The organism is Parabacteroides sp. Marseille-P3160, assembly GCF_900162725.1.
Taxonomy (GTDB): domain Bacteria; phylum Bacteroidota; class Bacteroidia; order Bacteroidales; family Tannerellaceae; genus Marseille-P3160.
Window position 1 is genome coordinate 977693 of record NZ_LT799418.1, and the last position, 24296, is coordinate 1001988.

18 protein-coding genes are annotated in these 24296 nt (G+C 39.1%); 9 read left to right on the plus strand and 9 right to left on the minus strand.

What is annotated here, in order from left to right; all coding sequences use genetic code 11:
* Positions 1-125 precede the first annotated feature (125 nt).
* The 4 genes from BQ8014_RS03930 to BQ8014_RS19490 form a co-directional block, all read right to left on the minus strand.
* Positions 126-815: a response regulator transcription factor gene (locus BQ8014_RS03930; RefSeq protein WP_080903220.1), complete on the minus strand. Its 690-nt coding sequence runs from the start codon at positions 813-815 to the stop codon at positions 126-128.
* Positions 816-817: 2 nt separating this feature from the next.
* Positions 818-2245 (minus strand): sensor histidine kinase, encoded by a 1428-nt coding sequence (locus BQ8014_RS03935; protein ID WP_080903221.1) that lies wholly within the window; start codon positions 2243-2245, stop codon positions 818-820.
* 220 nt (positions 2246-2465) lie between these two features.
* On the minus strand, positions 2466-2879 hold the full coding sequence (locus BQ8014_RS03940) for a DUF5053 domain-containing protein (protein WP_080903222.1): 414 nt from the start codon (positions 2877-2879) through the stop codon (positions 2466-2468).
* A 46-nt stretch (positions 2880-2925) separates the two neighbouring features.
* Positions 2926-3084, minus strand: a complete 159-nt coding sequence (locus BQ8014_RS19490) for a hypothetical protein (protein WP_200814341.1) — start codon at positions 3082-3084, stop codon at positions 2926-2928.
* A 252-nt stretch (positions 3085-3336) separates the two neighbouring features.
* On the opposite strand from BQ8014_RS19490, the gene BQ8014_RS03945 reads away from it, so the two are divergent.
* From BQ8014_RS03945 to rsgA, 3 genes are all read left to right on the plus strand, one after another.
* Positions 3337-5628 (plus strand): outer membrane beta-barrel family protein, encoded by a 2292-nt coding sequence (locus tag BQ8014_RS03945; RefSeq protein ID WP_080903223.1) that lies wholly within the window; start codon positions 3337-3339, stop codon positions 5626-5628.
* 330 nt (positions 5629-5958) lie between these two features.
* Positions 5959-6519 (plus strand): ribosome recycling factor, encoded by a 561-nt coding sequence (frr, locus tag BQ8014_RS03950; protein ID WP_080903224.1) that lies wholly within the window; start codon positions 5959-5961, stop codon positions 6517-6519.
* Between the two features lie 95 nt (positions 6520-6614).
* Positions 6615-7547 carry a ribosome small subunit-dependent GTPase A gene (rsgA, locus tag BQ8014_RS03955; RefSeq protein WP_080905803.1) on the plus strand — a complete coding sequence of 311 codons (933 nt, stop codon included), beginning with the start codon at positions 6615-6617 and terminating at the stop codon, positions 7545-7547.
* 8 nt (positions 7548-7555) lie between these two features.
* Here the strand turns inward: rsgA and BQ8014_RS03960 are convergent, their stop codons facing one another.
* The 5 genes from BQ8014_RS03960 to BQ8014_RS03980 all read right to left on the minus strand — a co-directional run bounded on the left by BQ8014_RS03960 (position 7556) and on the right by BQ8014_RS03980 (position 13723).
* Positions 7556-9469: a RagB/SusD family nutrient uptake outer membrane protein gene (locus BQ8014_RS03960; protein WP_160150026.1), complete on the minus strand. Its 1914-nt coding sequence runs from the start codon at positions 9467-9469 to the stop codon at positions 7556-7558.
* 169 nt (positions 9470-9638) lie between these two features.
* Positions 9639-11603, minus strand: coding sequence for a carbohydrate-binding domain-containing protein (locus BQ8014_RS03965; protein ID WP_080903226.1), 1965 nt, complete (start codon positions 11601-11603; stop codon positions 9639-9641).
* A 27-nt stretch (positions 11604-11630) separates the two neighbouring features.
* Positions 11631-12332 carry a DUF2490 domain-containing protein gene (locus BQ8014_RS03970; RefSeq protein WP_160150027.1) on the minus strand — a complete coding sequence of 234 codons (702 nt, stop codon included), beginning with the start codon at positions 12330-12332 and terminating at the stop codon, positions 11631-11633.
* Between the two features lie 13 nt (positions 12333-12345).
* Positions 12346-13002 (minus strand): DUF4956 domain-containing protein, encoded by a 657-nt coding sequence (locus BQ8014_RS03975; RefSeq protein ID WP_080903228.1) that lies wholly within the window; start codon positions 13000-13002, stop codon positions 12346-12348.
* Positions 12986-13723 carry a polyphosphate polymerase domain-containing protein gene (locus BQ8014_RS03980; RefSeq protein WP_160150028.1) on the minus strand — a complete coding sequence of 246 codons (738 nt, stop codon included), beginning with the start codon at positions 13721-13723 and terminating at the stop codon, positions 12986-12988. Before BQ8014_RS03980 ends, BQ8014_RS03975 begins: the two co-directional genes overlap by 17 nt.
* A 394-nt stretch (positions 13724-14117) precedes the next feature.
* On the opposite strand from BQ8014_RS03980, the gene BQ8014_RS03985 reads away from it, so the two are divergent.
* The 6 genes from BQ8014_RS03985 to BQ8014_RS04010 all read left to right on the plus strand — a co-directional run bounded on the left by BQ8014_RS03985 (position 14118) and on the right by BQ8014_RS04010 (position 24276).
* Positions 14118-14837 (plus strand): FadR/GntR family transcriptional regulator, encoded by a 720-nt coding sequence (locus tag BQ8014_RS03985; protein ID WP_080903230.1) that lies wholly within the window; start codon positions 14118-14120, stop codon positions 14835-14837.
* 20 nt (positions 14838-14857) lie between these two features.
* Positions 14858-15919 carry a hypothetical protein gene (locus BQ8014_RS03990; RefSeq protein WP_080903231.1) on the plus strand — a complete coding sequence of 354 codons (1062 nt, stop codon included), beginning with the start codon at positions 14858-14860 and terminating at the stop codon, positions 15917-15919.
* A 30-nt stretch (positions 15920-15949) separates the two neighbouring features.
* Positions 15950-16867: a dihydrodipicolinate synthase family protein gene (locus BQ8014_RS03995; RefSeq protein WP_080905804.1), complete on the plus strand. Its 918-nt coding sequence runs from the start codon at positions 15950-15952 to the stop codon at positions 16865-16867.
* Between the two features lie 77 nt (positions 16868-16944).
* Positions 16945-20079: a SusC/RagA family TonB-linked outer membrane protein gene (locus tag BQ8014_RS04000; protein ID WP_080903232.1), complete on the plus strand. Its 3135-nt coding sequence runs from the start codon at positions 16945-16947 to the stop codon at positions 20077-20079.
* Between the two features lie 18 nt (positions 20080-20097).
* A complete protein-coding gene (locus tag BQ8014_RS04005; RefSeq protein ID WP_080903233.1) occupies positions 20098-21552 on the plus strand; it encodes a RagB/SusD family nutrient uptake outer membrane protein in 1455 nt (484 codons plus the stop codon).
* Between the two features lie 150 nt (positions 21553-21702).
* Entirely contained in the window at positions 21703-24276 is a 2574-nt protein-coding gene (locus BQ8014_RS04010) for a YhcH/YjgK/YiaL family protein (protein ID WP_234997977.1), read from the plus strand.
* Positions 24277-24296 lie beyond the last annotated feature (20 nt).

Below are 24296 nucleotides of genomic sequence, written 5' to 3' on the forward strand. Positions count from 1 at the left end.
ACCAGTTTCAGTACTTTATATAAAAACAGAAAAAGAACCTTATTGTTGTCTAAAAGTAATGAAATAGATAACGAATGTTGTGATTTAGGTGAGGGATAATATCATTTTTCATGGAGAGGTCAGGTTCAAAATATAAGCTTATATCCGATACCTCGTACGTTGATTATTCTAATTCGTTCATCCTGAGATAATTTATGCCTGAGTTTGGTGATAAAGACATGAAGGCTGCGTACGTTGAAAAAGCTGTCATCCCCCCAAAGCTCAAGCAGAATATTTCGAGTGTTGACTACCTCATTTTTATTAATACACAACCGTTTCAGAATTTCGGATTCACGGTGTGAAAGCTCCTGGCAATTTCCGGTAGAATATAGTTTTTGGGAAATGGCGTCAAAGGTATAATCGCCAATTTCAAATTTATTGGATTCTGTCTTCTTTTTCTCAATATAAGCCCTGTTTACTAATGCTTTGATACGAATAATCAGCTCTTGCATATTAAACGGTTTCTTCAGATAGTCGTTGGCTCCCCGTTCAAAACCTTCCACAACATCTTTTATAGCTGAGCGGGCCGTGAGGAAGAGAATCGGTATTGTTTTGTCACTTTGTCTTATTTTGCTGACCATTTCAAAGCCGTTTAAAAGGGGCATCATCACATCGGCGATCAATAGGTCGGGTTTATTGTCCAGATAATATTTCAATCCTTTTTCTCCATCTTCGGCTAAAGTAATATCAAATCCCTCGTCTGATAAGGTATCTTTAATAATCATGGCCAATGTTTGTTCATCTTCCACAAGTAATATCTTTATCTTCTCCTTCATGATTAAACAGGTATTTGAATGGTAAATGTAGAGCCTTTGCCAGGTACACTTTCCACCGAGACGGTTCCTCCCAGTTTTTCCGTCATTGTCTTTACATAGAATAGCCCGAGACCATATCCTTTTACGGTATAGTGATTTCCTGTAGGCACCCGGTAAAATTTATCGAAAATATGTTTCAAATTTTCACGGGAGATGCCGATCCCCTTGTCTTTAACCCGGATAATGCCGTTCGAATCGTTTTCGTAAGCCTCGATTGTGACCTCTACGGTATCGGTGGAATATTTGACGGCGTTATCAATCAGGTTGCTAATGATATTACTTAGGTGGGTACGATCGGTTTTGATTGTTAGATTGTCGGGTTTAATTACAACTTTGAAATCCACTTCTTTTATTGCTTTCAACTTGTGTTGCTCTATCAAGGGCTGGATCAGTTCTTTCAATGGAATATTTTCTTTGTTTAGTAAGATCGATTTATGCCGCTCCATACTCATTGAGAGGATTTGTTCCACCAAAGCCGTCAGTTCGGATAGCTGGTCTTTGCATATTTGCAAATACTTGTTCCGCTTCTCTTTGTCTTCTCCTTGCCTGAAATTAAGTAAAGTATCGGATGCCGAATAAGCGACGGCAATCGGTGTTTTCAGTTCGTGGGTCATGTTATTGGTAAAGTCGTCTTTCATCTCTTCCAATGTTTTTTGTCGCATCACCGTTTGTATCAGGTACCAAAAGGCAAAGGCAAGAATGATGACGATAAGGAAGGTGGTAATCAATATGCCGGACATTTGGGACAACACGGTTCCGGTCAAAGATTCAATCTCTACTTTATAACCGATTTGTTTTATCGTATCATATTCGTAGGTGAATGATTCCGTCGGGTCTTGTTTCAGGTTATCTATTGTGGATGCCATGACCGAATCCTTGCTGAAATCAATATAAGCTACGCCGTAAAGCTTTGCCTTGATATTTCCATCCGTTAGGCTGAGGCTGACAAGACTATCCAAACGGTGAATGTTTACAGGAGCAATGGAATCGAAAACCTGATGGATGGCTATTTTTATTTCCGTCAATATCGCGTCCATTTCGTTTATAGTCATGTTCCTTTCCTTTTTGGAAAGGAGAGTGGTTGTCGTATCGTTTTTATTTATGAACTGTTTCTGCGTGATATCTTCTACTTGGTTGGATAGAGAGTCTTTCGGTGATGAGAATGCCTTAAGTATTGTTATTGACTTGCCTTGATCAGGTAACTTGTCTAAACTGTCCAGCCGCATTTGTAATTCTATCTGGTCGGCTTTGGCAATACAATCAATCACCCGTTTTCCTGTTTCATCTTCAATGGAATGATATAAGCCTTTTAACCACAGTAGTTGAAAACCCAAAATGACAATTAGGAGGGTAATGATGCCGATTACAATATATTTGAAGTTTGCGTTCACAATCTACATTCTTTAGAGTCAAACAAATGTATGAATATTTGCCTATCCTTTCCTTATCCGTTAAGACTAAATAAGACTTCATAAGCAGGCGATAACGTAGCGCCATTGTTGTGATTTTGCTTTTTGATAAAAACAATTGCTTGTATGGAATGGGGTATGATAGAAGCAAAAAGGCCCGACATTAAAAAAGGCCGGGCCAAGCTGTCAAGTTAACCCTCTGCTAAGAACTAATTCTGATAGATGTTTCTTTTATCTTGCGACTTAGATCCGCAAGAACTTGTGATAGTTTTATTCTTTCCGAATCGGTAAACTTTGCAGGTTTACCATTCACATTATATCCTTTAATACGTTGATAAAGCCATTCTCTTGACTTTCCAAAATAATCTTTAGCTATCCGGGACAATGAAAGGTACTTCGATATTTCCTCAATCTCTTGGGCTATATTTATTTCGTTTAATATTTGTGCCGTATGATCTATTTTTTTTTGCCATAAGGCACAGAACTCTTTACGGACAATCTCTTTTTCTATATCGGAAAGAGTATTAAATTCTTTTTTAATTAATGATTCTATCTGAATCTTTTCGTTCTCATCTGTAACGGCATGCATCCTTTGCATTAAACTCTCTATATCCATATCTTTTTGTTTTGGGAGGGTAGCATATTCTACCCTTTTTTGTTAATCATTTCTTGTTAATTACTCTCTGAATATCATCTAAGAATCGGTTTGTTACTCTTTCGATCTCCTCCGGGGTAGCTCCGATTAATGGAGCAATTCTTAAATAATCTCCTAAATCCTTCTTTAGCTTCTCTAAATCTTTCTTTTTCTCTTCATCTGTCATGGTTCTGGTATTTGATTGTCGGTTAACTGGTTATTTTGACTAAACAAATGTAATACTCTTTTGAGTATTGCACAAATAATACACAAATACTCTTTTGAGTATTGGTTTTGTTTAACTATTCAAAAACTTGTCTGTATTTTTTCGTATAAGTTATATCCATTAAGACTAAATAAGACTTCATAAGCAGGCGATAACATAGCTTTGTCTTTATTCCCCTTAATTTTGCAATGAGACAAATAAAATTATAAAAAGATGAGCCGGTATATTTTCATTATTCTACTATCCCTATTCTCATTCACTATCCATGCGCAGCAAATAAGCGGCGAAGTTTGCAATGCAAATAATGTTCCTGTTGAACTGGCTACGATTGTGCTGCAAACGCCCGACTCGGTTTATGCCGGTTCCGCTTATACCGATTCATTGGGACGGTTTATGATCCATTCGGATCTGAAAGCGTTTCGACTAATCGTACAACATTTGATGTATCAACCTTTTGAGGGCGAATATACCCGCCAAGATATCGGAACCCTTCATTTACAAGAAAATGAACATCATCTGGGGGAAGTGATAGTCAGTGGCGAACGACCGGCTGTCCGGGTGATAGATGGCAAGATGACTTACGATTTGTCTCGTTTGGTTGAAGATAAAGTAGTGAGCAATGCCTACGAATCATTATTGCAATTGCCCGGCGTACGCGAACAAGACGACCGGTTGGTGCTTGCCGGAGCTAATAGTCTGACCGTATTATTGAATGGCAAGCCGACTACTATGACAAATGAGCAATTAATCAATTTACTGAAAAATACGCCTAAGGAACAGATCGAAAAAGCGGAAATAATGTACAGTGCGCCGCCCCAATACCATACCCGCGGAGCTGCCATCAATCTGGTTTTGCAAAAAGGAATTTCGGAGACTCCCCATTGGCAGGGACAAGTCAATAGTATGTACAATCAACGGTATTATGACAATTACTCCTTAGGTAGCGCTTTATTATACTCTTCCTCTAAATTATCGCTTGATTTTTTGTATTCTTTCGCCTATAATCGCACCCATTCCGAAACAGACCAAATTTCGCACCATTTGTTTGACGGAGAATATTATGATATTACCCAAGATAATACGGGTAGCGGACGCTCTCAAGACCATACGGTTCGTATCGGGGCGGATTACAATATTGATGATAAAAACAAGGTTCACCTGACATCTACAAACCAGATCATCCCGGTCAGTAAGAGGATGGAATTGTCCGAAGGCACTTATTCCCATTCGGAAAACCGGAAAAATGCGGCCGATCCTATCCGAATGCATAATCTGGAATTGGGGTATACTTCCGGATTCGGATTGAATACGGGGATCGATTATACTTATTACAAAAATCACGCAATACAAGATTTCACCGAAAAGGCGGTCGGTAAAGAGAACCGTTTTGAGGCTTATGCCAATCAGAATATCAACCGGCTGATGTTATATGCCGACCAGACGCATCCTGTCTCTAAAGGCGGGTCGCTGAATTATGGCGGGAAGTTTCTCTATGCATCCGACGACAGCAGGCAAACTTATCATTCCCTGGCCGGAGGGGATTTGTCGGATTTGAACACAGCCAGCCGGTTGAACGAATATACCTATGATTTATACGCCGGATTTAATAAGAGTTTTACGGAACAATTCTCTTTTTCGGCTTCGCTGACAGGAGAATATTACAGGTTGGGGAGTTTCGACGAATGGACTTTGTTTCCGCAAATGGAAGCCACCTATGTCTTTTCTCCTTCACAGATATTGCAATTCTCTTTCTCTTCCGATAAAGTATATCCTGATTATTGGGAGATGCAGGGAGCCGTCAGTTATTTGAACGGGTATGGAGAGGTTCATGGAAATCCTTTGTTGAAACCTTATAAAGATTACAACGCACAATTGAATTATATTATCAAAGGAAAATATATCCTTACGGCCTTTTATAATTATCAGGACGATTATTTTGTTCAGCTACCTTATCAAGCGCCCGACAGGCTGGCTTTGATTTACCAGACCACCAATTTTGATTACAAGCAGCAGGCCGGCCTGAGTTTAGTCATACCTTTTGCGGTGGGTAATAGATGGGATTCGCGTCTGTCACTCGTTGGTTTCTATGATAAAGTAAGGAACGACCATTTTCACGATATCGCTTTCCGGAAAGACAATCTCTCGATGTATTCGCAATGGAATAATACCGTTCATCTTTCAACCCAACCGGATATTCAATTCGAACTTAACGGGATATTTACTACCCGGAATATCCAGGGCCCGATGGAAATCCATAAATTATACCGGGTGGATGCCGGATTGAAATGGACCTTTGCCGGAGACAAGGCTGAACTCCGGTTGAAAGCAACGGATTTGTTCGACAATTGGCACTATAACATTGCCTTAAAACACGATCATCAGGATTTTAAAATGAATCCACTTCCGGATTTGCGGGCCGTACAACTCTCTTTTGCTTACAAATTCGGTGGTTATAAAGACAAGAAGCGAAAAGAGGTAGATACATCGAGGTTCGGGAATCAATAGCCTTTTATTTAAAATTCCGATCGCCCGCAGGAGTATAAAAACAAGACAATTGCCGGATAAAAAGAATGTATCAAAAGTCATCCGCTTATTCACTGAAAAAATGATAACTATGACTGATCGCATTCATAACTATGAACGAGTGGATTCATAACTATGAATGCGATCAGTCATAGTTATGAATTTTTTACAGCATTTTTTCTTGACACGGCCCCGGTCCTTTTTAGTTGAATCTATTAAATCAACAAATTGAGTATACCGGATTTCTCATTGATATATTGCGGAAAATGACTATTTTTGGAAGCTAATACAAAACTATTAATAGATAAGATTATGGTGGACATAAAGCAATTTATCAAAGAAGCGGAGGCTAAGATGGAGCAATCGGTAGAATATCTGGAAGACGAGCTTTCCCATATTCGTGCAGGAAAAGCCAATCCAAAAATCTTAGATGGAGTGAGAGTGCCCTATTATGGAAGTCTGGCACCACTAAGCAATGTAGCGTCGGTGACCACGCCGGATGCCAAAACAATTATTATTACACCTTGGGAAAGGTCCTTGATCCGTGATATTGAAAAAGCTATATTGGATTCGGAGGTAGGGATTACTCCCGAGAATAACGGCGAAATTATTCGCTTGGGGATCCCGCCTTTGACGGAAGAACGTCGCCGTATTTTAGCAAAACAATCTAAACAAGAGGCGGAAAATGCAAAAATAGGAATTCGTAATGCCCGTCGGGATGCGATTGATTCGTTGAAGAAAAGTATCAAGGAAGGAATTCCCGAAGATGTGGAGAAAGACGCTGAGGGAGAAGTACAGAAAATTCACGACCGGTATGTTAGGAAGGTCGATGAACTGTATGTTGCCAAAGAAAAAGAAATTATGACAATCTAATAATAAGAGGTAAAGGTGGCAAAAAACTTTTCTAAAACCGTACGGATCAATATCTGTACGGTTTGCGCTTCGCGGACATTTACAAGAAGGAAACAATGAAGGGTTTGGTTATACGAAATACGGGAAGCTGGTATACGGTTCGGACGGAGGACGGGCGGGATATCGAAAGCAAACTGAAGGGAAACTTCAGGTTAAAGGATATTCAGAATACGAATCCGGTCGTGGTCGGCGACTATGTTACCCTTGAAATTAACCAGGAGGGTACCGCTTTTATCTCTGAAATTGCCGAGCGTAAGAACTATATTATTCGTCGGGCGTCCAACCTCTCCAAGCAATCCCATATCCTGGCATCCAACCTGGATCAGGCCCTGCTGATTGCAACCGTAAACTATCCTATCACAACGACGGTTTTTATGGATCGTTTCCTGGCGACGGCCGAGGCCTACCAGGTACCGGTAAAGATCGTCTTCAATAAGATCGACCGTTATAAGGAGGAGGATCTCGAATATCTCGATGCGCTCATCCATCTTTATACCTCTATCGGTTATCCCTGCCTGAAGCTTTGCGCTCGTACGGGGGAAGGGTTGGACTTGTTGCGGGACGAGTTGAAAAACAAAGTGACTCTCCTTTCGGGGCATTCCGGGGTGGGAAAGTCTACTATTATCAACGAGCTGGTACCGAAGGTCAATCTTCGCACCGGCAATATCTCCGAATATCATAATAAAGGAATGCACACCACGACCTTTTCGGAGATGATTATCCTGCCGGAAGGGGGATACCTGATCGATACGCCGGGAATCAAGGGATTCGGCATAATCGAAATGGAAGAAGGGGAAGTCGCCCATTACTTCCCCGAAATATTCAGATATTCTGCCGACTGCCGCTTCAATAACTGTACCCACCAGCACGAACCCGGTTGTGCAGTCATCAAAGCCGTCGAAAATCATTACATCAGCGAATCCCGTTACAAGAGCTACCTCAACATCCTCAAGGACAAAGACGAAAGCAAATACCGGGAGCAATATTGAATTTTCTTTTAATTATATCCCGGGTTTTGTGTCATTCGGGAATTTAAATCTATTTCTCTTTGTGGAATAGGTATTAATAACTTGTAATCCGGTATCTTTAAAACATTTTCAGCAACTCCTAACCGTTTAAGTGTAGCGAAATATGATCCTTCATTCTTCAGATCCTCTTTCCATTCTTCCAATAAGGCCTCTTCTATATTATCCGCAGCAGTTAAATCCGTTTTCCCGTTCCTGCGCCTTACCTGATTGAGCAACGAAACCGCCTGCCCGGTATTGCCCTGTTTATAGTTTGCTTCGGATGCCATTAACAAAACTTCGGCGTAACGGCTTAGTGCGATGTAATTCCCTTTACGGATCAGTCCCTTGTAGGCCGCCGGTATCTGTGTGCCTTCTTCCTTTTCGGGAAGTTCAAAAACGACCTCTTTATTGCCACCCTCGAAGATTGCATTATAATCCGGGCTTAGCTCGTATTTCCCGCTGTTTATGATTTTCGTTGCGTATATTAAGACGTTCGGATAGTCTTTTTTCTCCAGATAGGCTCTTGCCAGTAAAGCGGCTGCAAAGTAGCGGTCACAGAATAGTTCCTCTTTTTCTTCCGGGAGTACTTTTTCCGTTTCAGCCAATTCGCTGATGATAAAACTAAGAACTTTCTCTTTGGAAGTCCGGGCAATGTTAGCTGCTTCATCCGGATTTGGCTGTTTGGTGAGCAGTACGACGTCTCCCCAAAGATTGATCATGCTGAGATATTTATAAGAGCGATAGGTACGTGAGAAGGAACTATATTTTTTGAACCAATCATACTGAGAAGTTTCGGCTTTTGCAAGCAGTTGATTATCATTGGACAACGATAGGTATGCTGAAGCCCATAGATTATAAATCAGGTTACTATTCGATGAGATATTATGTTCATAGGCCGCTCTTAAATCATAGTTGCTTTGCAGTTCGTCGGCGGATACCGTCTGTGTATAAAGCCCATCGAACAGAGATTCGTACCTGAAATAATTAGCAAGCCGATCATTTGAAGATTGGAAAAACTTTATGACATTTTCTTCCTTATCGAAGAAATCCTCTTCCGCTACAGGAAATTGCTCTTCGTAAGTATCTCCTATTTCCCCATCTCCGTCTCCGTCAATAAATAATTCAAAGTTGCCGACCTCTACGGTTTTTCCTAAATAGGCATATCGGTCAATGATATGCTTTTTAATATTCGAGTAATTCAAACCAAAACTCGAATCTTCTATTTTCTTTATTGTCTCTTCTTTAAATTGTCCGTCGGAGAGATCTTCGCGTATAAAACTCATCAGTTCGGAGACTTCGGCATCACTGCGTTGGTTCAATAAGATTGAGGAAACGGCGATCAGGATATTGGCTGAAGTATTGTTAGCCGTGATACTGGTTTCCTCGGGAACGATCGCCTGGCCGGTTATCAGGAAAGCTGACAGCAATTCTTCTTCCGCTTGCTTTTTGGCTTCCCGGAAATCCAGTTTCTCCTTTGTAACCAACTGAACGACGCGGGGAGTTTCCAGATGAGTCAATACATTGATATTAATGCTCACGTTTCCGTCTTTCTTAATTTCCGTAAGGCCTTCCAGTGTTATCGGTGCGTCGGATAGTTTGCCTGTATATTCGTTGAAATAAAAACCGTTGACGGATAACCGTACATAATTGGAAACAAATGCGGTTGAGGTGTTAATCGTAAAGGCGCCTTCGTCGTTCGTCTTCGCTTCAAACACTTTGCCGGTCCCATTGAGGTTGGCGTCCAATTCATATACGGTGACCGATGAGCCGGCGATAAACGGACCTTTTTCAACAAATCCGTTGATCTGGCTTATATTTTTACTCTCATTATTGTTATCGTCTTTGCTGCAGGAAATAACACTCGGTAATATTATCCATAATAGAAGAACTGTATACTTTTTCATAAAAGACTCTTTATGTAAACATTTAGGCAAAAATACCATATGCTGATTATTTTTGCCTAAATAGTAAAGTTAAATCTTTTATTAAACGTTGTATAATGGTTAAAAATCCTTTTTACAGCCTAACTGTTTGAAAATTTGACTTTGCTCCTCTTAAATGATGTCCCCGACCTTACCGAGGGCCGCCTCCACCTCCTATTCCAGTTGAGGTACGACCGACAGAGGTGACCATGGAACTCGGAGTAAATGTTGCCGCAGCGGTTCCCCCTGTATAGGTTGCATTGGAATACAAGCCGTGAAAGTTTGTGCCTCCGGTTATGCTCCCTCCTTGATAAATTGTATAGGTCGTTCCGCTCTGAAGCGCATTACTGCTGAATAAGAGAGTCATTTGTGAATAGTTCCTCGGTATTTTATAGGTTAGAATGTCTGTACCCGATTCAGACTGTATGCGGATGATTTGGTCGGCAGAACCTGAACCTCCATATATTACTGAACGTTGAGTGGAAACAGAGGAGCTCGGTGTGCTCGTGCTTCCTCCTATGCCTAAAATCGTACCTCCCGTTATTTTAAAAGTATTGTTATCATTATCCAAGCCTTCTTCGGGAGAGGTAGAACCGGATGAAATAATTACTCCGCCCGTAATGGTCAACGTGCCATTGGAATCAATGCCATCATTAGTCTGGCTGTAGCAGTAGACGGAACCACCGTTAATTGCGATGTGTTTTGAAGCGTTCAGACAATCGTCGTATGCTTCTACCTCGATTTCTCCTCCGTTAATTGTCAGCGTCGATTTACTCTCGATGCCTTCCGCCTCCGTAGCGGATGTTTTTACGATGATTTTTCCTCCTTGAATTGTAATTTCGCCTTCCGCCTTTATCGCCTTGGCAGCGGTGTCGTCCGTACCATACCGGAATTGTCCACCCGTTGTTGTCACGTAAATGGAGCCCGCGTCTACTTTTATAGTACCATCCACATTAATACCTTTTCCCCCGGTTCCCGAGCTATTGATAGTCAGCGTTCCGCCGGTTAAGGTAAAATTGCCGTCACATTTTACTCCTGCGGGAGACGTGATCTCGTTATCTTCTTTATCAAAGAAAGCATCGCCTGTTACTCTCATTTCGGTTGTTCCGCCGGAAATATTCACATTGTTTCCGGTTTTAATTCCTTTCGATCCGTTTCCTGCCACCTGAATTGTCAGCAAATCACATTTAGTAATAACGACATTTCCATTAGTCTTAATCCCCATTCCTTTTTCGCCGGCGGTCGAAATTGTAATAGTTCCTCCATTGATATTTATGGAAGGATCTATGGAGTTATCGTTTCCTTCGTAAGAAGATACGATGCCGTCGTCAGTACTGTTTACCGCTAAAGTACCGCCATTTATAAGGATCGTACCTTCTTCGCATTCAATGCCGTCGCTCAGGGAGGCGATAGATAATGCTCCTCCCTCCATTTGGAAATAGTCATTCACATGAATTCCGTCTTTCGATGCAATTTCGACTGTTATGTTCCCATTCTTAATTTCTACATAATCATCGCTGCAGATGGCGTGTTTATAACGCCCTATAACCGTGAGACTGCCTGTTCCGTCGAAAATGAACGCCCCTTCGCTGAAAAAAGCTCCTTTTTGGTCTTCATTCGTCTTTTCTTCGTAAGTACTTCCGTCCACAAGACGGTTACGAGTACCTTTCAACAGCGTAACAGAAGCCTTTTTATCCGATTGTATATTGATAGCCGGCCCGTTTTTATTAATGATACTGACGCCATTAAAGATTAATCCGAATTTCTGTTTGCTGTATATTTTCAACGAACCATCCGCAGTAACTCCTGATAGGACATAATTGATTTCAGTATCCGTGAAAGTAGAATTCACAACGACTTTTCCATTTGTTTCTTCAATCGTAACCCCAGTGGCGGAATAAGGATTTCCAATCGTGACCCCATTAGCGCTGAAAGCGATGGTAATCGCATCCGTAAAAGTCGAATCGATTGAATTGGTTTCATAGTCTTCCTCTACTTCATAATCTATACTATTTCCAATATCTTCTATCTCCTCATCATTACCGGAGCACGAAATGAGGATGTTTACAAAGAGAAGAAACTGGATAATGATTGAGAATCTATTTATTATACACATCTTATGTAAGTGATTTATTGGTTCCTATTAAAAAGAAAAAGAGTAAGACACTCCGATGGCACTCCGGTTTTCCGGTTCGTCCGTGTTTATATTCCGCTGATACAAACCATACAACTCAATGGCGTTTTGCTTATTTATTTTATATGTGCCGGATAGCGTGTAACGAAGCCGGTCAAAAGTATTTCCATCCGGATTATTTAATTGGTAAAAAGTTTCGATGGAAAATGAAGGCGTAATTTTACATTTCGGAATGTTGTAGCTTATCCTCAGCCGGTTACGCCAGGTCCACTCCGGATTCATTTTGTAAGTGTCCGTCTTTCCGCTTTCTTTCAGGCGATCACTTTCGTCTTTGATCGTTGTCTGTAGCCGTTCCCTCAAAGTAAACTCCCAATTTCCCCATTTCTGTTTTCCCTGCAAATAGGCTATAAAACGATTTCTCGGCTGAAAATCCGAATATTTGACATCATTAAAATGAATGTATTGATAAGCGATCCCTACCTTCAATGGTTTGATCATACGATAGTCGACGCCCACTTTGGCCGAAATGCGTGCAATCTTCTCCACTCCCTCCATCGTTCGCAATTCCAATTCACTATTCAAATCGAACCGATTTAATTTTTTGGATGCTTCTATCGAAGACCATAGACCGAAAGTCTCGGTTTGAGCAATAACCCGGGGAACATGAAACAGGACTAGCATACTTAGAATATAGACTGATTTCTTTTTCATCTCAACGCTTCTATTATAAATTATCCAGAAACTCTTTCGTCTTGGTGATATTATCAGCCATATTTTCCCTATTATCATTGGAATAATAGATTTTGACATAGGCGATATCTTTCAAGAAATCGATTTGTCCGATTTCGAACCGTTCGATATCGATACCTGTCCGATTCCGTAGATCTGTCAGCATCTCCTCTTGCCGTTCCGGTTTTATCAAATCTATTTTCTCGTATATGATTAACTTACTGGTTATATGCTTTAACTTTTTAATGCTTTCCAATCCCCAGAACATGCCGATAAAAATCAGGTTTGTAAAAACAAGCTCTATAATACTTATTTTAGCATTGCTTAATGCATTGATTACTGATATACCTATAATAGCAAAGAGATAGGTCATTTCTCTTACCGGTAATGTGTCTGTACGGTAGCGCAAAATGCCGAAAATGGCAAAGAGCCCTAACGCGAATCCGATTTGGATTTTCACTGAATCAAGAAGATAAATCATCAAAAAGATGGTTGTGCTTACCATAAAAAAGGTAAATAAATAATCCCGCCTTTTCGTTTTCTTAAAATAAAAGAAAATAATGATGATGCCTATAATGATTAGATTAAAAGCAAATCGGGTAAGGAGAGAGATAAACGCTTCTGGATAGAAAAAATCAAGCATGTTGTTCATAGATAAAATCCGTTAGTTTATGAATATATAAGATCTTGGATTTAATGTTATTATGTTTAACCCTTAAGTCCGTGAGTGCCGTACCCAGACAATATTTGCTGATATGATAAGGCTTTATATGTATGTCATTCAGTTTATCTTCGATCAAAGAATGCGCCCATTTCTTTCTTTTTAGTTCAATGATGGTCATACAAGGTAATTTTACTTTCCAATCTGTACACTTGTTTTGAAACTGCAAATCATAATCAATCGTTAATCGTTCGGTTTCCGCCTTATTGACCAAAGTTATCCTTTTGTAATAGGTCATTAGCTTTGCTTCGAGCATAGAACTTGGATAAGATGAATGAAGGTTTAAAAAGCGCATGGACTCAGTTGAATCAAGTGAGTCGAGCCGGTTGTTCTTAATCCTTATTTTTTGTGTCAGTCCTTTATTCGATTTTGTTTTGATTTCCAGAAAACAAAGGTTTGAATCGCAATATTCACGTGTCCGTATTTTTATACGTTCCGATTTGCCGTTTTGATGCGAGTGATACATCGCATAGCTGGGTGTATCATAATATAAAGTAAGATAATCGAAAGAGCGTTTCCCCGAAATATCTTGTACATAGTAATTGCTTCGGAGCATATTTAATATCTCCGGCAAAAACTCCGTACGAATAAGATATTTGGTATCTATACGATTCATAAGACGGATATGTTCCATCTTATCTAATGTTATCATATCGAAAGTCTCTAATCCCAAGTCCATATAAATTGTTACGTTTTTGTTACAAAATAACGGCATAAGTACAAAGAATATTTCCTTGTTAAAAAAGGCCGTTCCGCCTAATTCGGGTGAAACGGAAAAGAAGACAGGTGAAGGGGATTTTTCCAACAATGAAGAGGATAAAAAAAAGTAAAAAAATCGCTCAAGCTATATAGCTTGTTTTTTGATCTGACAAAAAGGATAGGAACAGGTTGATTCTTTCAAACATTCCTAAGAATAAGGCAGTTGGTTATTTGATAGGATAAAAAGCAGAGGGAAGAATGTTAAATCTTTTATTTTTTATTTTGAAATGTTTGATATATCAAATTTAATTCTTTCATTTGTCAGACAAATAATATAAATCATTTCAATGGAAAACCTAAAGATACATAACCAATCGTTGACCTTGGTTGATCAGGTAGAGGATAAGTTGCTCACTTACTTTAGAGAACATGACTTGAGGGCAGGGAGTGCCATTCCGAATGAATTGGAATTATCAAATGCTTTGGGTGTTGCCAGAAGTGTCCTTCGTGAAGCTTTGAGCCGTTTGAAGATGATGGGAATGATAGAATCCCGGACAAGAAGGGGGATGATTTTAACGGAGCCGTCTATTCTCAGAGGAATGGAACGTGTAATTGATCCCCGCATTTTGGGTGAGGATACCTTATTTGATATTTTGGGCTTCCGTATTGCATTGGAAATGGGAATCTGCCATGATATTTTTCAAAATATCCGGCCAAAAGATATTGACGAGTTGGAAGAAATCGTAAAAGTAAGCGTCATGTTTGAGAATAATGCTTACGCCCCTTACAGCGAATTTTCTTTCCATACCAAATTATATGAAATTACAGGGAATAAGACAATTACGGAATTTCAGAAAATCGTTCATCCTGTTATGACTTTTGTGAAGGATAAATTTAAAGATTTCCTGGAGCCGATTAATGTGGAACTGGAAAAAGACGGAGGGATTGTGACACACGAAGATCTTTTGCATTATATCAAAACCAGAGATGAAAACGGGTATCGGAAAGCTCTTGAGCGACATTTCCTGGTCTATAAGATATTTATGAAAAGAAGTCATCATACTTGATTTTTACATTTTGATTTTACATGAAAAACACCTTAAAAATATTATTATTATCTATGTGTAGCCTACAGGTCTTTACAACAGATGCTTCTTGTCTTGAAATTCATTGGGATATCCGTTTAAAACTACCTTCTTTAAAACCTTCCGTAGAGAATCCCGGATTGGCAGGTGCTTTCTCCGGTATTGTCGACAATCATCTGATTGTAATGGGAGGAGCGAACTTTCCCGACAAGAAACCTTGGGAGGGAGGCGTGAAACAGTGGTGGAGAACATTATACAGTCTTTCTTTAGAGGGTGCAGAGGAGTCGGATTGGCAAATAGAGGAAGATTTTCTACTCTTTCCTGTGGCTTACGGTGTATCCATCCAGTTACCGGAGGGAGTTTTGTGTATTGGAGGTAATGATGCAAATCAATGTTATGATAAGGTTTGGATGGTGAAGAGGGAGAACAGTCGATGGAAAATAGATACCGATTGGCCGTCGCTTCCGGAGCCTTTGTCTTGTAGCTGCGGAGTCTTATTGGATCAAAAGATATATATTTTAGGCGGTCAAACGAGTATGGAAAACCAAACGGCTACTTCTCATTTCTTCGTCTTGGATTTAAGTCGGAAAGAAGAGGGTTGGAAAGCGCTTCCTTCATGGCCGGGGGATCCAAAAGGTTACGCTGTTTGTGTCGCCCAGAATCATTCTTTGTATCTTTTTAGTGGGCGGGACTATGATGGAAAAGGCGTATTGAAGGTACATACGGATGGGTATGTGTATCATCCAACAGAAAACAGATGGGATAAAATAAATCAAACATTTCCCGTGATGGCCGGCGTCGCGATGCCCTATGAGAATGATAAGATACTATTTATGGGAGGTGTTGAGGAAGTCCTGCCGACAACTGAAGATCATCCCGGATTCAGTAAACGTATCCGGTGTTTTGACGTACAAGATCAGTCGTTGGAAATTCTTAGTACCTCTCCATTTCCTATTCCGGTAACCACCAATCTTGTCGTAAATCATGACACAATTTATATTACGAGCGGAGAGGTTAAGCCCGGAATACGTATCCCTTATATTCTAAGAGGAATTATAGAATAGAAATTATTAAACAGTTTAAATTCAATGCTTATGGAGAATTATCAGCGATTAGAAGGAATGGTTGCCGCCTCTTTTACCCCGATGGAGGCTAATGGCGACCTGAAATTGACGGAAATTGACAAATACGCCGATCTAATGGCGAAGTCAGGAGTCACAGGGGTTTTTGTTTGCGGAACGACAGGGGAATCGGCTTCCCTGACTACAGAGGAAAGGAAACTGATTCTAACGCAATGGTTAAAGTCTGCGAAAGGACGTTTTAAAGTGATCGCACATGTAGGAAGTAACTGTCAACGGGAAGCAATTGAATTATCAAAGCACGCAGCCCAGTCAGGAGCTGCTGCTATTGCAGCTATAGCTCCCAGTTTTTTTAAGCCGAGTTCAGTGGATGAGTTGATCCGTTTCTTTGCACCGATTGCCGCTGCAGCCTCGAATCTTCCCTTTTACTACTACAACATGCCCTCGATGACAGGGGTAGATCTATCCGTTGTCCAGTTTCTAAAGGAAGGGAAAAAACGCATTCCTAATTTGGTCGGAACAAAATTTACTCACAATAATCTGATGGAAATGGGAGCTTGTTTACAACTGAACGGTGGAGAGTTTGAGGTGCTTCATGGATATGACGAAATCCTTATCTGTGGTTTGGCTTTGGGTGCTGTTGCAGGCGTAGGAAGTACTTACAATTATATCCCTTCAGTTTATGCTGGTATTTTCGATGCGATGAAGAATAATGATCTGGCTACTGCACGCAGTTTGCAACAGAAATCAATCCAAGTAGTAGAAGTAATCATCAAGTACGGAGGAGGGGTAAGAGGAGGAAAGGCTATTATGAATTTAATCGGAATTGACTGCGGTTCGTGCAGGTCTCCCCTCTCTTCATTTACCGATGAAGAGTATGACTCTCTAAAAAATGATCTTAAAAAGATCGGTTTTTCTGGTATCCAAAAATAAAGCCGGGGAAAAGTATATTTTGAACGGCATACATTTCCCCAGCCATTCATTAAGTTAAACTTAAATATAGTACAAAGATGAACAAAATTAATTTTAAATGTTTATTTTTCTGTCTGCTTTTTTCTATTGGTACCCTTTCAGCCCAAGAAATAAGTGTATCAGGAAGCGTTGTTGATGACCAGGATTCACCGCTGATAGGTGTTTCGGTAATGGAAAAAGGAACTTCTAATGGTACCATTACAGATTTGGATGGTAAATTTTCTATCCGTACTAAAGTGAATTCGGTTCTAGTTTTCTCTTACATTGGTTATACGAGTCAAAATGTTGTAGCTAAAGATTCAAATCTAAAGATTATTTTAAAACTTTCTTCTGTTGAACTAGATGATATTGTGGTTGTTGCATATGGAACTCAGTCCAGAAGAACATTAACATCCTCTGTGTCTAAGGTGAATACAAAAGAATTGGAAAATATGTCGGTGACCAATGTCATGGATGCTTTAAAAGGAAAGGTGGCTGGAGCACGTATATATAGCAATTCCGGTCAACCCGGAGAAGCACCTAATATTGTAATTCGTGGTGGGTCCTCTATAAACAAAAGTAATTCACCTTTGATTTTGGTTGATGGTTTTGAAAGAGGATACAACGAAATAAATCCTAATGATATTGAGTCAATACAAGTGTTGAAGGATGCGGCATCGACAGCATTATATGGTTCGAGGGCTTCCAATGGCATTATATTAATAACTACTAAAGGAGGCTCAAGTACGTCAGGGCCAAAAGTTACTTTTCAAGCAGACTTCTCTCTTCAAAACATTGAAAGATATTATGATTTATGTAATGCGGAAGAATATCTTTCAATTATTCGTCCTAGTGTAGCCCGAGGTCCTAATGCAAAATGGCTTGAACAAGATAATAATGCATATAGTGGATATAATACAGCTATATCATCTTATACAACTAGGTATTTACAATCGGGAGAAAATGTTCCTGTAGGATGGAAATCAATGATAGATCCGCTGGACCCTTCTAAAACTTTAGTCTTCCAGGATAATGATATGCTTGACATAGCCTTTAATTCGGCATTACGGCAAAATTATTATTTAAGTGTTGACGGGGGAGATTCGAAAATAAAGTATTCTACTTCAGTAGGTTTTACAGATGATGAAGGAGTTGCCATGTCAACAGGTTGGAAACGATTTTCAGCTCGAGGTCTGGTTGATTATGCCATTAGAAAGAACCTAAGGATATTTTCTAATATTGGCTATCAGCGTAGTACAACTGAAGATTATAGTAGTCAAGCGAATGCTATATCAAGATCTCTTTATTTGCCACCGACTCAAAAAATATATAATGATGATGGATCATTTTCAAAAGGGGTTAATGCAACATCTTCACCTTTACCTTGGTGGACTAATGTTTATCAAAGAGAGACTGTTTTACGTCAGACTACAATCTCTGGAGGATTGGATTGGGGGATAACAGATTATTTGATGGCAACAGCAACAGCGACTTCTTATTTTTCATCAACAGAATTTGATGGGTTTCAAAGAGCAAATGAATTTAATGCTCTTAGACCAGCTACTTCAACTCTGGATGATACAGAGAGAACACAATATGAGGGTTTGCTTAAATATAATAATAGGTTTGGGAATCACAATTTGTCTGGATTTGTAGGTCTATCATATATGAATACGAAAGTGAAAACGTTAGATGCTGCAGCTCAAGGAGCTAGTTCTGATAAAATTGAAACATTAAATGCGGCACCAGAAAAGACAAATGCTTCCACTACAAAAACGGAAGAGGTCTTGGCAAGTGTGTTTGCAAAAGTTTCTTATGATTACAACAACAAATATCTTTTGTCAGCCTCATTAAGAAGAGACGGTTCTTCCCGTTTTGGGACTAATCATAAATGGGCTTATTTTCCAGGAGTTTCTGTTGGTTGGGTTATTTCTGAAGAAAATTTTCTTCAAAAGAATAATATATTGTCTTTTTTGAAGTTGCGTTCAAGTATTGGACAAACGGGGAATAATGCGGTTGGACTATATACTGCGCAAGGAGCTTATGCCGCAACATATAAATATAATAATGTGGCAGGTATTGTAAATACGGCGATGCCCAACCAGAATCTTACATGGGAAACTACAACACAAATAGATGCTGGCCTTGATGTAGGTCTCTTTAAGGATAGAGTGTTGTTAAATATAGATGTCTTTAACAAAAAAACAGACGATCTGATATTCAGTAAACCTTTACCCAACACATCTGGATTTTCGTCAATTGAGACAAATGTTGGATCCGTTAGATTTTATGGGTTTGATGTCGAATTGACATCTAAAAATGTTCAAGAGAAAGATTTCTCTTGGGAAACGAGTTTTGCTTGGGGTTTTGTTAAAAATAAGGTTGTATCATTACCAGATAATGGTCAAGTGAAAAATCGGATCGGAGGAACATATCTTCCTGATGGGAAAAGCTATGGTGGTATAGCGGAAGGAGAATCACTTTATCGGATTTATGGATATAAAGTCGATTATCTGATTGATACCGAAGAACAAGCTGCAAATGCAAGATATGATGAACTTGCAAGGGGGTGGGATTATAAAACTCAAACATTCACAAAAGGACGAAAATTTGCAGGAGATTATGAATGGTGTGATAGAAATGGCGATGGAAAAATTACGGAAGTTGATCAGTTTGAACTGGGGGTTACCGTACCACATTCTACAGGGGGATTAACTAATACTTTTACATATAAAGATTTCTCATTAAGAATTTATTTGGATTGGGCAATTGGGCACACAGTATTAGATTCAGATTTTAGATATCATATGATGTCTACTTTTAACGGTAATTCAGATATTGTCAGAGAAGCATTAAGCGCATGGAAACAACCGGGGGATGCCGCAAGAACAAAATGGGCAAGGATAGCAGCTCATGATAGTAACGAAAACTGGAACTATCGGCGAGAGAGTGATATTATAACCTTTAAAGGAGATTATCTCTGTATAAGAGATGTTTCTTTAGGATACAATATACCTAATAAGTTAATGAAAAAAGCAGGTGTACAAAATGCAACAGTATTTCTTTCAGGAAATAACCTTCATTACTTTACAGCAGTCCAGGCAACTCCTCCCGAAGTGGGAACGATTAACAATGCAAATACAGGTTATCCTCCTATCAGACGCTTTTCTTTAGGTTTTAAAGTACAGTTTTAATCATAAAAATAGTGTAAAATGAAAAAGATAATAATATATATTTTTCTATCACTCTCAGGATTCTTTATAGCATCTTGTGATAGTTGGCTTGATTTGGAACCTCAAAGTTCTATAACGGTAAATTCTATGTGGAAAAATTCGAATGATGTTAAGGCTGCGTTGAATGGAACATTTAATCGTTTCCGTTCGGCATTTCAAACCAATTATATTGTGTGGGGTGATTATAGGACTGGGTTCTATACAAATGGAGTAGATAATGGAGCGGTTGAACGAGGCAATGTTTGGAACAATCAACTAATACCAAGTACAATTGGAACCGATTGGTCTTCTCTATATACTTCAATAAATGATTGTAATCTTATTTTAAAACATGCTCCTGAAATTTCATTTGCAGATGAGAGCGAAAAGAGTTTTATAATGGGGAGCACTTACTTTCTAAGAGCCTTTTGTTATTACTATATTGTTCGTCTTTGGGGGGATGCCCCTGTGTTGATTGAAGGCTTTGAATCAGATAATCAAGAGGGTTTATTTCCTGTTCGAAATCCTGCAGATGAAGTATTTAATCAGATAGAGAAAGATCTTAGTGAGGCTTTTAAATTAATCAGTATCAAAGGCGGAAAATCACCTCTCGAAATATCAAAGGAGGCAGTATGTATGTTACAGACAGATTTCTATTTATGGCAAGCTAAAGTTAATAAAAAAGGAACTGAAACTATTGATAAAGCAGATAATGCTTTGTCGTATGTGTTAAATTCTGGTTTTGACATTTCAAGTAGTTATGAGGATATTTTTAGAGATGATTTAAATAAAGAAATAATATTTTCAATTGCATTTATTGAAGCAGAAAATACAAGTTCTTTTGCTGGTGACTTTTTATTAGGTCTGACAAATGTTCCTTCTGAATACCAGAATAACCCTGTACAAATAGGTAGTCATGCTCAATGGGTAACAATTTCAGCAATACATAAAAATCTTTTATGGGAAAAAGAGGAAGATACTCGTGCTCAGATTAATATTGATGATTTCACAATACCTAGTGGTAAATATTTTTCATGGATAAATAAATATTTAGGGACCTGGAAGGAAGGTACGCGTATTTTTGACTCCGATATCCGTATATATCGTTTTGCAGAAGCATTACTCTTTAAAGCGGAAATTGAAATTGCAAAAAATAATTATGCTGGAGCCTTAACCTATCTTAATCGTATTGCGAAACGGGCATATGGGATTGATAATTTTTATAAAGGTACATATACCCAACAAGAAATAGAGAATATATTACTTGATGAGAGATTGAAGGAATTATGTAGTGAAGGAAAATCTTGGTTCGACCTAATCCGTTTCGGTAAAGTGTTTGAGAGAGTAGAGACTTTAAGAGGGCGAGAAAATGAGTTAAATATTTTATTGTGGCCTGTTAATAATGCCTCAATAAATACGAATCCGGCAATAATTCAAACTCCCGGATATGATTGATTTATAGAATATTCAGATTAAATCCTTTTTGCTATGCTGATATGAATACAATAATCAGCATAGCAGAGATTTATGTAAGTTTTTGCCGTGATAAAGTGTGAATTTAAATTTAAATTGGAGGACATAAATCTATTAATTATGAAACGTTCTTTGTTGATTTTCTTTGGCATTTTTCTTTTTTCTTTTTCGTATTGCTTTAATTCGAATGCAGTTGATTATGGCTCAATACGAACTGTTATTTTTGATACGGATATGGGGCCGGATTACGATGATGTAGGAGCTTTGGCCATATTGCATGCTTTAGCTGATAGCGGAGAAGTGAATATTTTGGCGACTATTTCTTCTAATTTATATGAGAATACTGTTCCTTGTATCGAAGTTATCAATACATATTTTAATCGTCCCGATTTGCCATTAGGAAGGCCATTACAAGGTGAAAATATAATAGATAAACGTTTTTCCGGTAATTACTGGGCGGAAAAATTACCGTTAAGCTATTCTCATAAAATAAAAAAAACAGTTGAGACTCTGAACGCAATAGATGTGTATCGGCAGATTCTTAGTAGTCAGCCTGATACCAGCGTAACGATCATTACCGTTGGATTTTTTACCAATTTAGCAGCTTTATTGCAATCTACTCCCGATAGATATTCTGATTTGGATGGGCAGGCTTTAGTTAGAAAGAAAGTCAAACATTTGGTATCAATGGGTGGAAAATTTCCTGAAGGTCGCGAATTTAATGTTTTTAGAGACTCTATTTCTTCAAAAAAAGTATTCGACGAATGGCCTACCGATATTTTGTTATGTGGATTTGAAATAGGTCGGCCTATTTATACAGGCTTACGTTTGATCGCGAGTGACATAAAGAATAGCCCCGTTAAAGATGTCTATTCTATGTGCTTGAAGAAGGATACCCTAGGACGGTCGAGTTGGGATCAAATCACAGTATTAGTTGGTGTTCGTGGTTATGAGCGATATTTTAATACAGTGAAAGGGCGAATGATTGTAGCTCCGGATGGAAGCAACCGATGGAAAGAGGATACACGAGGAAAGCATGAATACCTTACTTTCAAAATGCCAAAGGAAAAATTAACTTGTCTTATCGAAAACTTAATGATGCATCAACCGATTCAAGGCATAAAGAGGTTTGATATTTCCGGGGACTCGGAAAGGCAGGTTGTTGTCGCTCAAGGGACAGATGAAATATATCAAGGCCATCCGACTACCGTTCTTTTGCCGGATGGAAAGACCCTCTATTGCGTATGGACCTATAAACACGGAGGACCTTGCGGACCAATGAAAAAGAGTGAGGACGGCGGTAGGACGTGGAGTGAATTATTACCCGTACCGAAAAGTTGGACAACTGTTCGAAACTGCCCCACCATTTATCGTTTATCTGATCCTAAAGGGAAATCCCGATTATTTGTTTTTGCTGGAGAAGGGCCGGATGGAAGTATGTACCAAGCTTGTTCCGAAGACGAAGGTAAAACATGGTCCGAGATGAAAAGCAATGGTTTTGGCCCTTGTGTAATGCCGTTTTGCACTATAGAGCCTATAAACGGAGGGAAAGAATTGTTAGCCATGACAAATATCCGTCGACCGGACGAAAAGGAAGAAGAAAGATCGAATGTTATTGTACAAAGCATTTCAAAGGATGGTGGATTCACTTGGTCTCCTCGCAAAATTATTGTTGATATAAGAGGTTTGAAACCCTGTGAACCGGAAATTGTCCGTTCTCCCGACGGTAAACAGTTACTTTGTTTGATTCGGGAAAATCAGAAAAGAGTCTCTTTATATATAATCAGCAACGATGAAGGAAAGACTTGGTCCGAAATCAAACCCTTACCATTAGCTGTGCATGGGGATAGGCATAAAGCTAAATATGCCAAAGATGGCAGACTAGTGATTGTTTTTCGTGATACGGGGAAAGAAAGCCTCATGCGTAATCATTTTGTTGCATGGGTTGGGAAGTATGAAGATTTAATTAATGGAGGACAAGGGCAGTATAAGATAAAACTGTTACATAGTTATAAAGGCGGTGATTGCGGCTATCCCGGATTGGAATTGTTACCTGACGGGACATTTGTGGCTACGACTTATATTAAATATAGGGAAGGAAAAGAACAAAATTCCGTAGTATCAACTCGTTTTACTTTGGAAGAGTTTATGACGGCTTGTGATGAAAAAAATGTAAGAGAATGGAGTGAGAAGCAGATAGATGATTGGTATGTAAAGTCTGAATGGAGTACCATATTACCTATGAAGCCGGATGTTAGCATCAATAAACGCTTGTTTGTTGAACAAAATGTGCTTAACCCCCAATCGTGGGCAGCGGCGATGAGATTTATGAAAGAAAGTAATTTCAATAAAATGACGAAAGGTAAATATGAATTGTCGGACGATGGAACTTTTGCGACGGTGACTGATTACTTGACGAAAGATTCGGCTCATTTCGAGGCTCATCGTAAATATATTGATATTCAACATGTCGCAAATGGACAGGAATATATCCTGATAACGCCGCTTGACGGTAGGGTGGAAGTTACTCCTTATGAAGGAGAGAAAGACATTGAGTTTTTTGATAAGGACAGATATACCCGGCATTTAGCAAATAGAGACAATTTTCTGGTACTCTTTCCTGAAGATGGCCATAAACCTTGTATAAAAGTGAATGGAAACGATTCGGTAAGGAAAATTGTCGTAAAGATTCCATTTAAAGAATAAATCTAAAAAGTACTCCATGT

Excerpts from the sequence above, each read along its gene's own strand:
- BQ8014_RS03930 (WP_080903220.1), bottom strand. The coding sequence starts at position 815 with ATGAAGGAGAAGATAAAGATATTACTTGTGGAAGATGAACAAACATTG.
- BQ8014_RS03940 (WP_080903222.1), bottom strand. The coding sequence starts at position 2,879 with ATGGATATAGAGAGTTTAATGCAAAGGATGCATGCCGTTACAGATGAG.
- BQ8014_RS19490 (WP_200814341.1), bottom strand. The coding sequence starts at position 3,084 with ATGACAGATGAAGAGAAAAAGAAAGATTTAGAGAAGCTAAAGAAGGAT.
- BQ8014_RS03945 (WP_080903223.1), top strand. The coding sequence starts at position 3,337 with ATGAGCCGGTATATTTTCATTATTCTACTATCCCTATTCTCATTCACT.
- frr (WP_080903224.1), top strand. The coding sequence starts at position 5,959 with ATGGTGGACATAAAGCAATTTATCAAAGAAGCGGAGGCTAAGATGGAG.
- rsgA (WP_080905803.1), top strand. The coding sequence starts at position 6,615 with ATGAAGGGTTTGGTTATACGAAATACGGGAAGCTGGTATACGGTTCGG.
- BQ8014_RS03960 (WP_160150026.1), bottom strand. The coding sequence starts at position 9,469 with ATGAAAAAGTATACAGTTCTTCTATTATGGATAATATTACCGAGTGTT.
- BQ8014_RS03965 (WP_080903226.1), bottom strand. The coding sequence starts at position 11,603 with ATGTGTATAATAAATAGATTCTCAATCATTATCCAGTTTCTTCTCTTT.
- BQ8014_RS03970 (WP_160150027.1), bottom strand. The coding sequence starts at position 12,332 with ATGAAAAAGAAATCAGTCTATATTCTAAGTATGCTAGTCCTGTTTCAT.
- BQ8014_RS03975 (WP_080903228.1), bottom strand. The coding sequence starts at position 13,002 with ATGAACAACATGCTTGATTTTTTCTATCCAGAAGCGTTTATCTCTCTC.
- BQ8014_RS03980 (WP_160150028.1), bottom strand. The coding sequence starts at position 13,723 with ATGATAACATTAGATAAGATGGAACATATCCGTCTTATGAATCGTATA.
- BQ8014_RS03985 (WP_080903230.1), top strand. The coding sequence starts at position 14,118 with ATGGAAAACCTAAAGATACATAACCAATCGTTGACCTTGGTTGATCAG.
- BQ8014_RS03990 (WP_080903231.1), top strand. The coding sequence starts at position 14,858 with ATGAAAAACACCTTAAAAATATTATTATTATCTATGTGTAGCCTACAG.
- BQ8014_RS03995 (WP_080905804.1), top strand. The coding sequence starts at position 15,950 with ATGGAGAATTATCAGCGATTAGAAGGAATGGTTGCCGCCTCTTTTACC.
- BQ8014_RS04000 (WP_080903232.1), top strand. The coding sequence starts at position 16,945 with ATGAACAAAATTAATTTTAAATGTTTATTTTTCTGTCTGCTTTTTTCT.
- BQ8014_RS04005 (WP_080903233.1), top strand. The coding sequence starts at position 20,098 with ATGAAAAAGATAATAATATATATTTTTCTATCACTCTCAGGATTCTTT.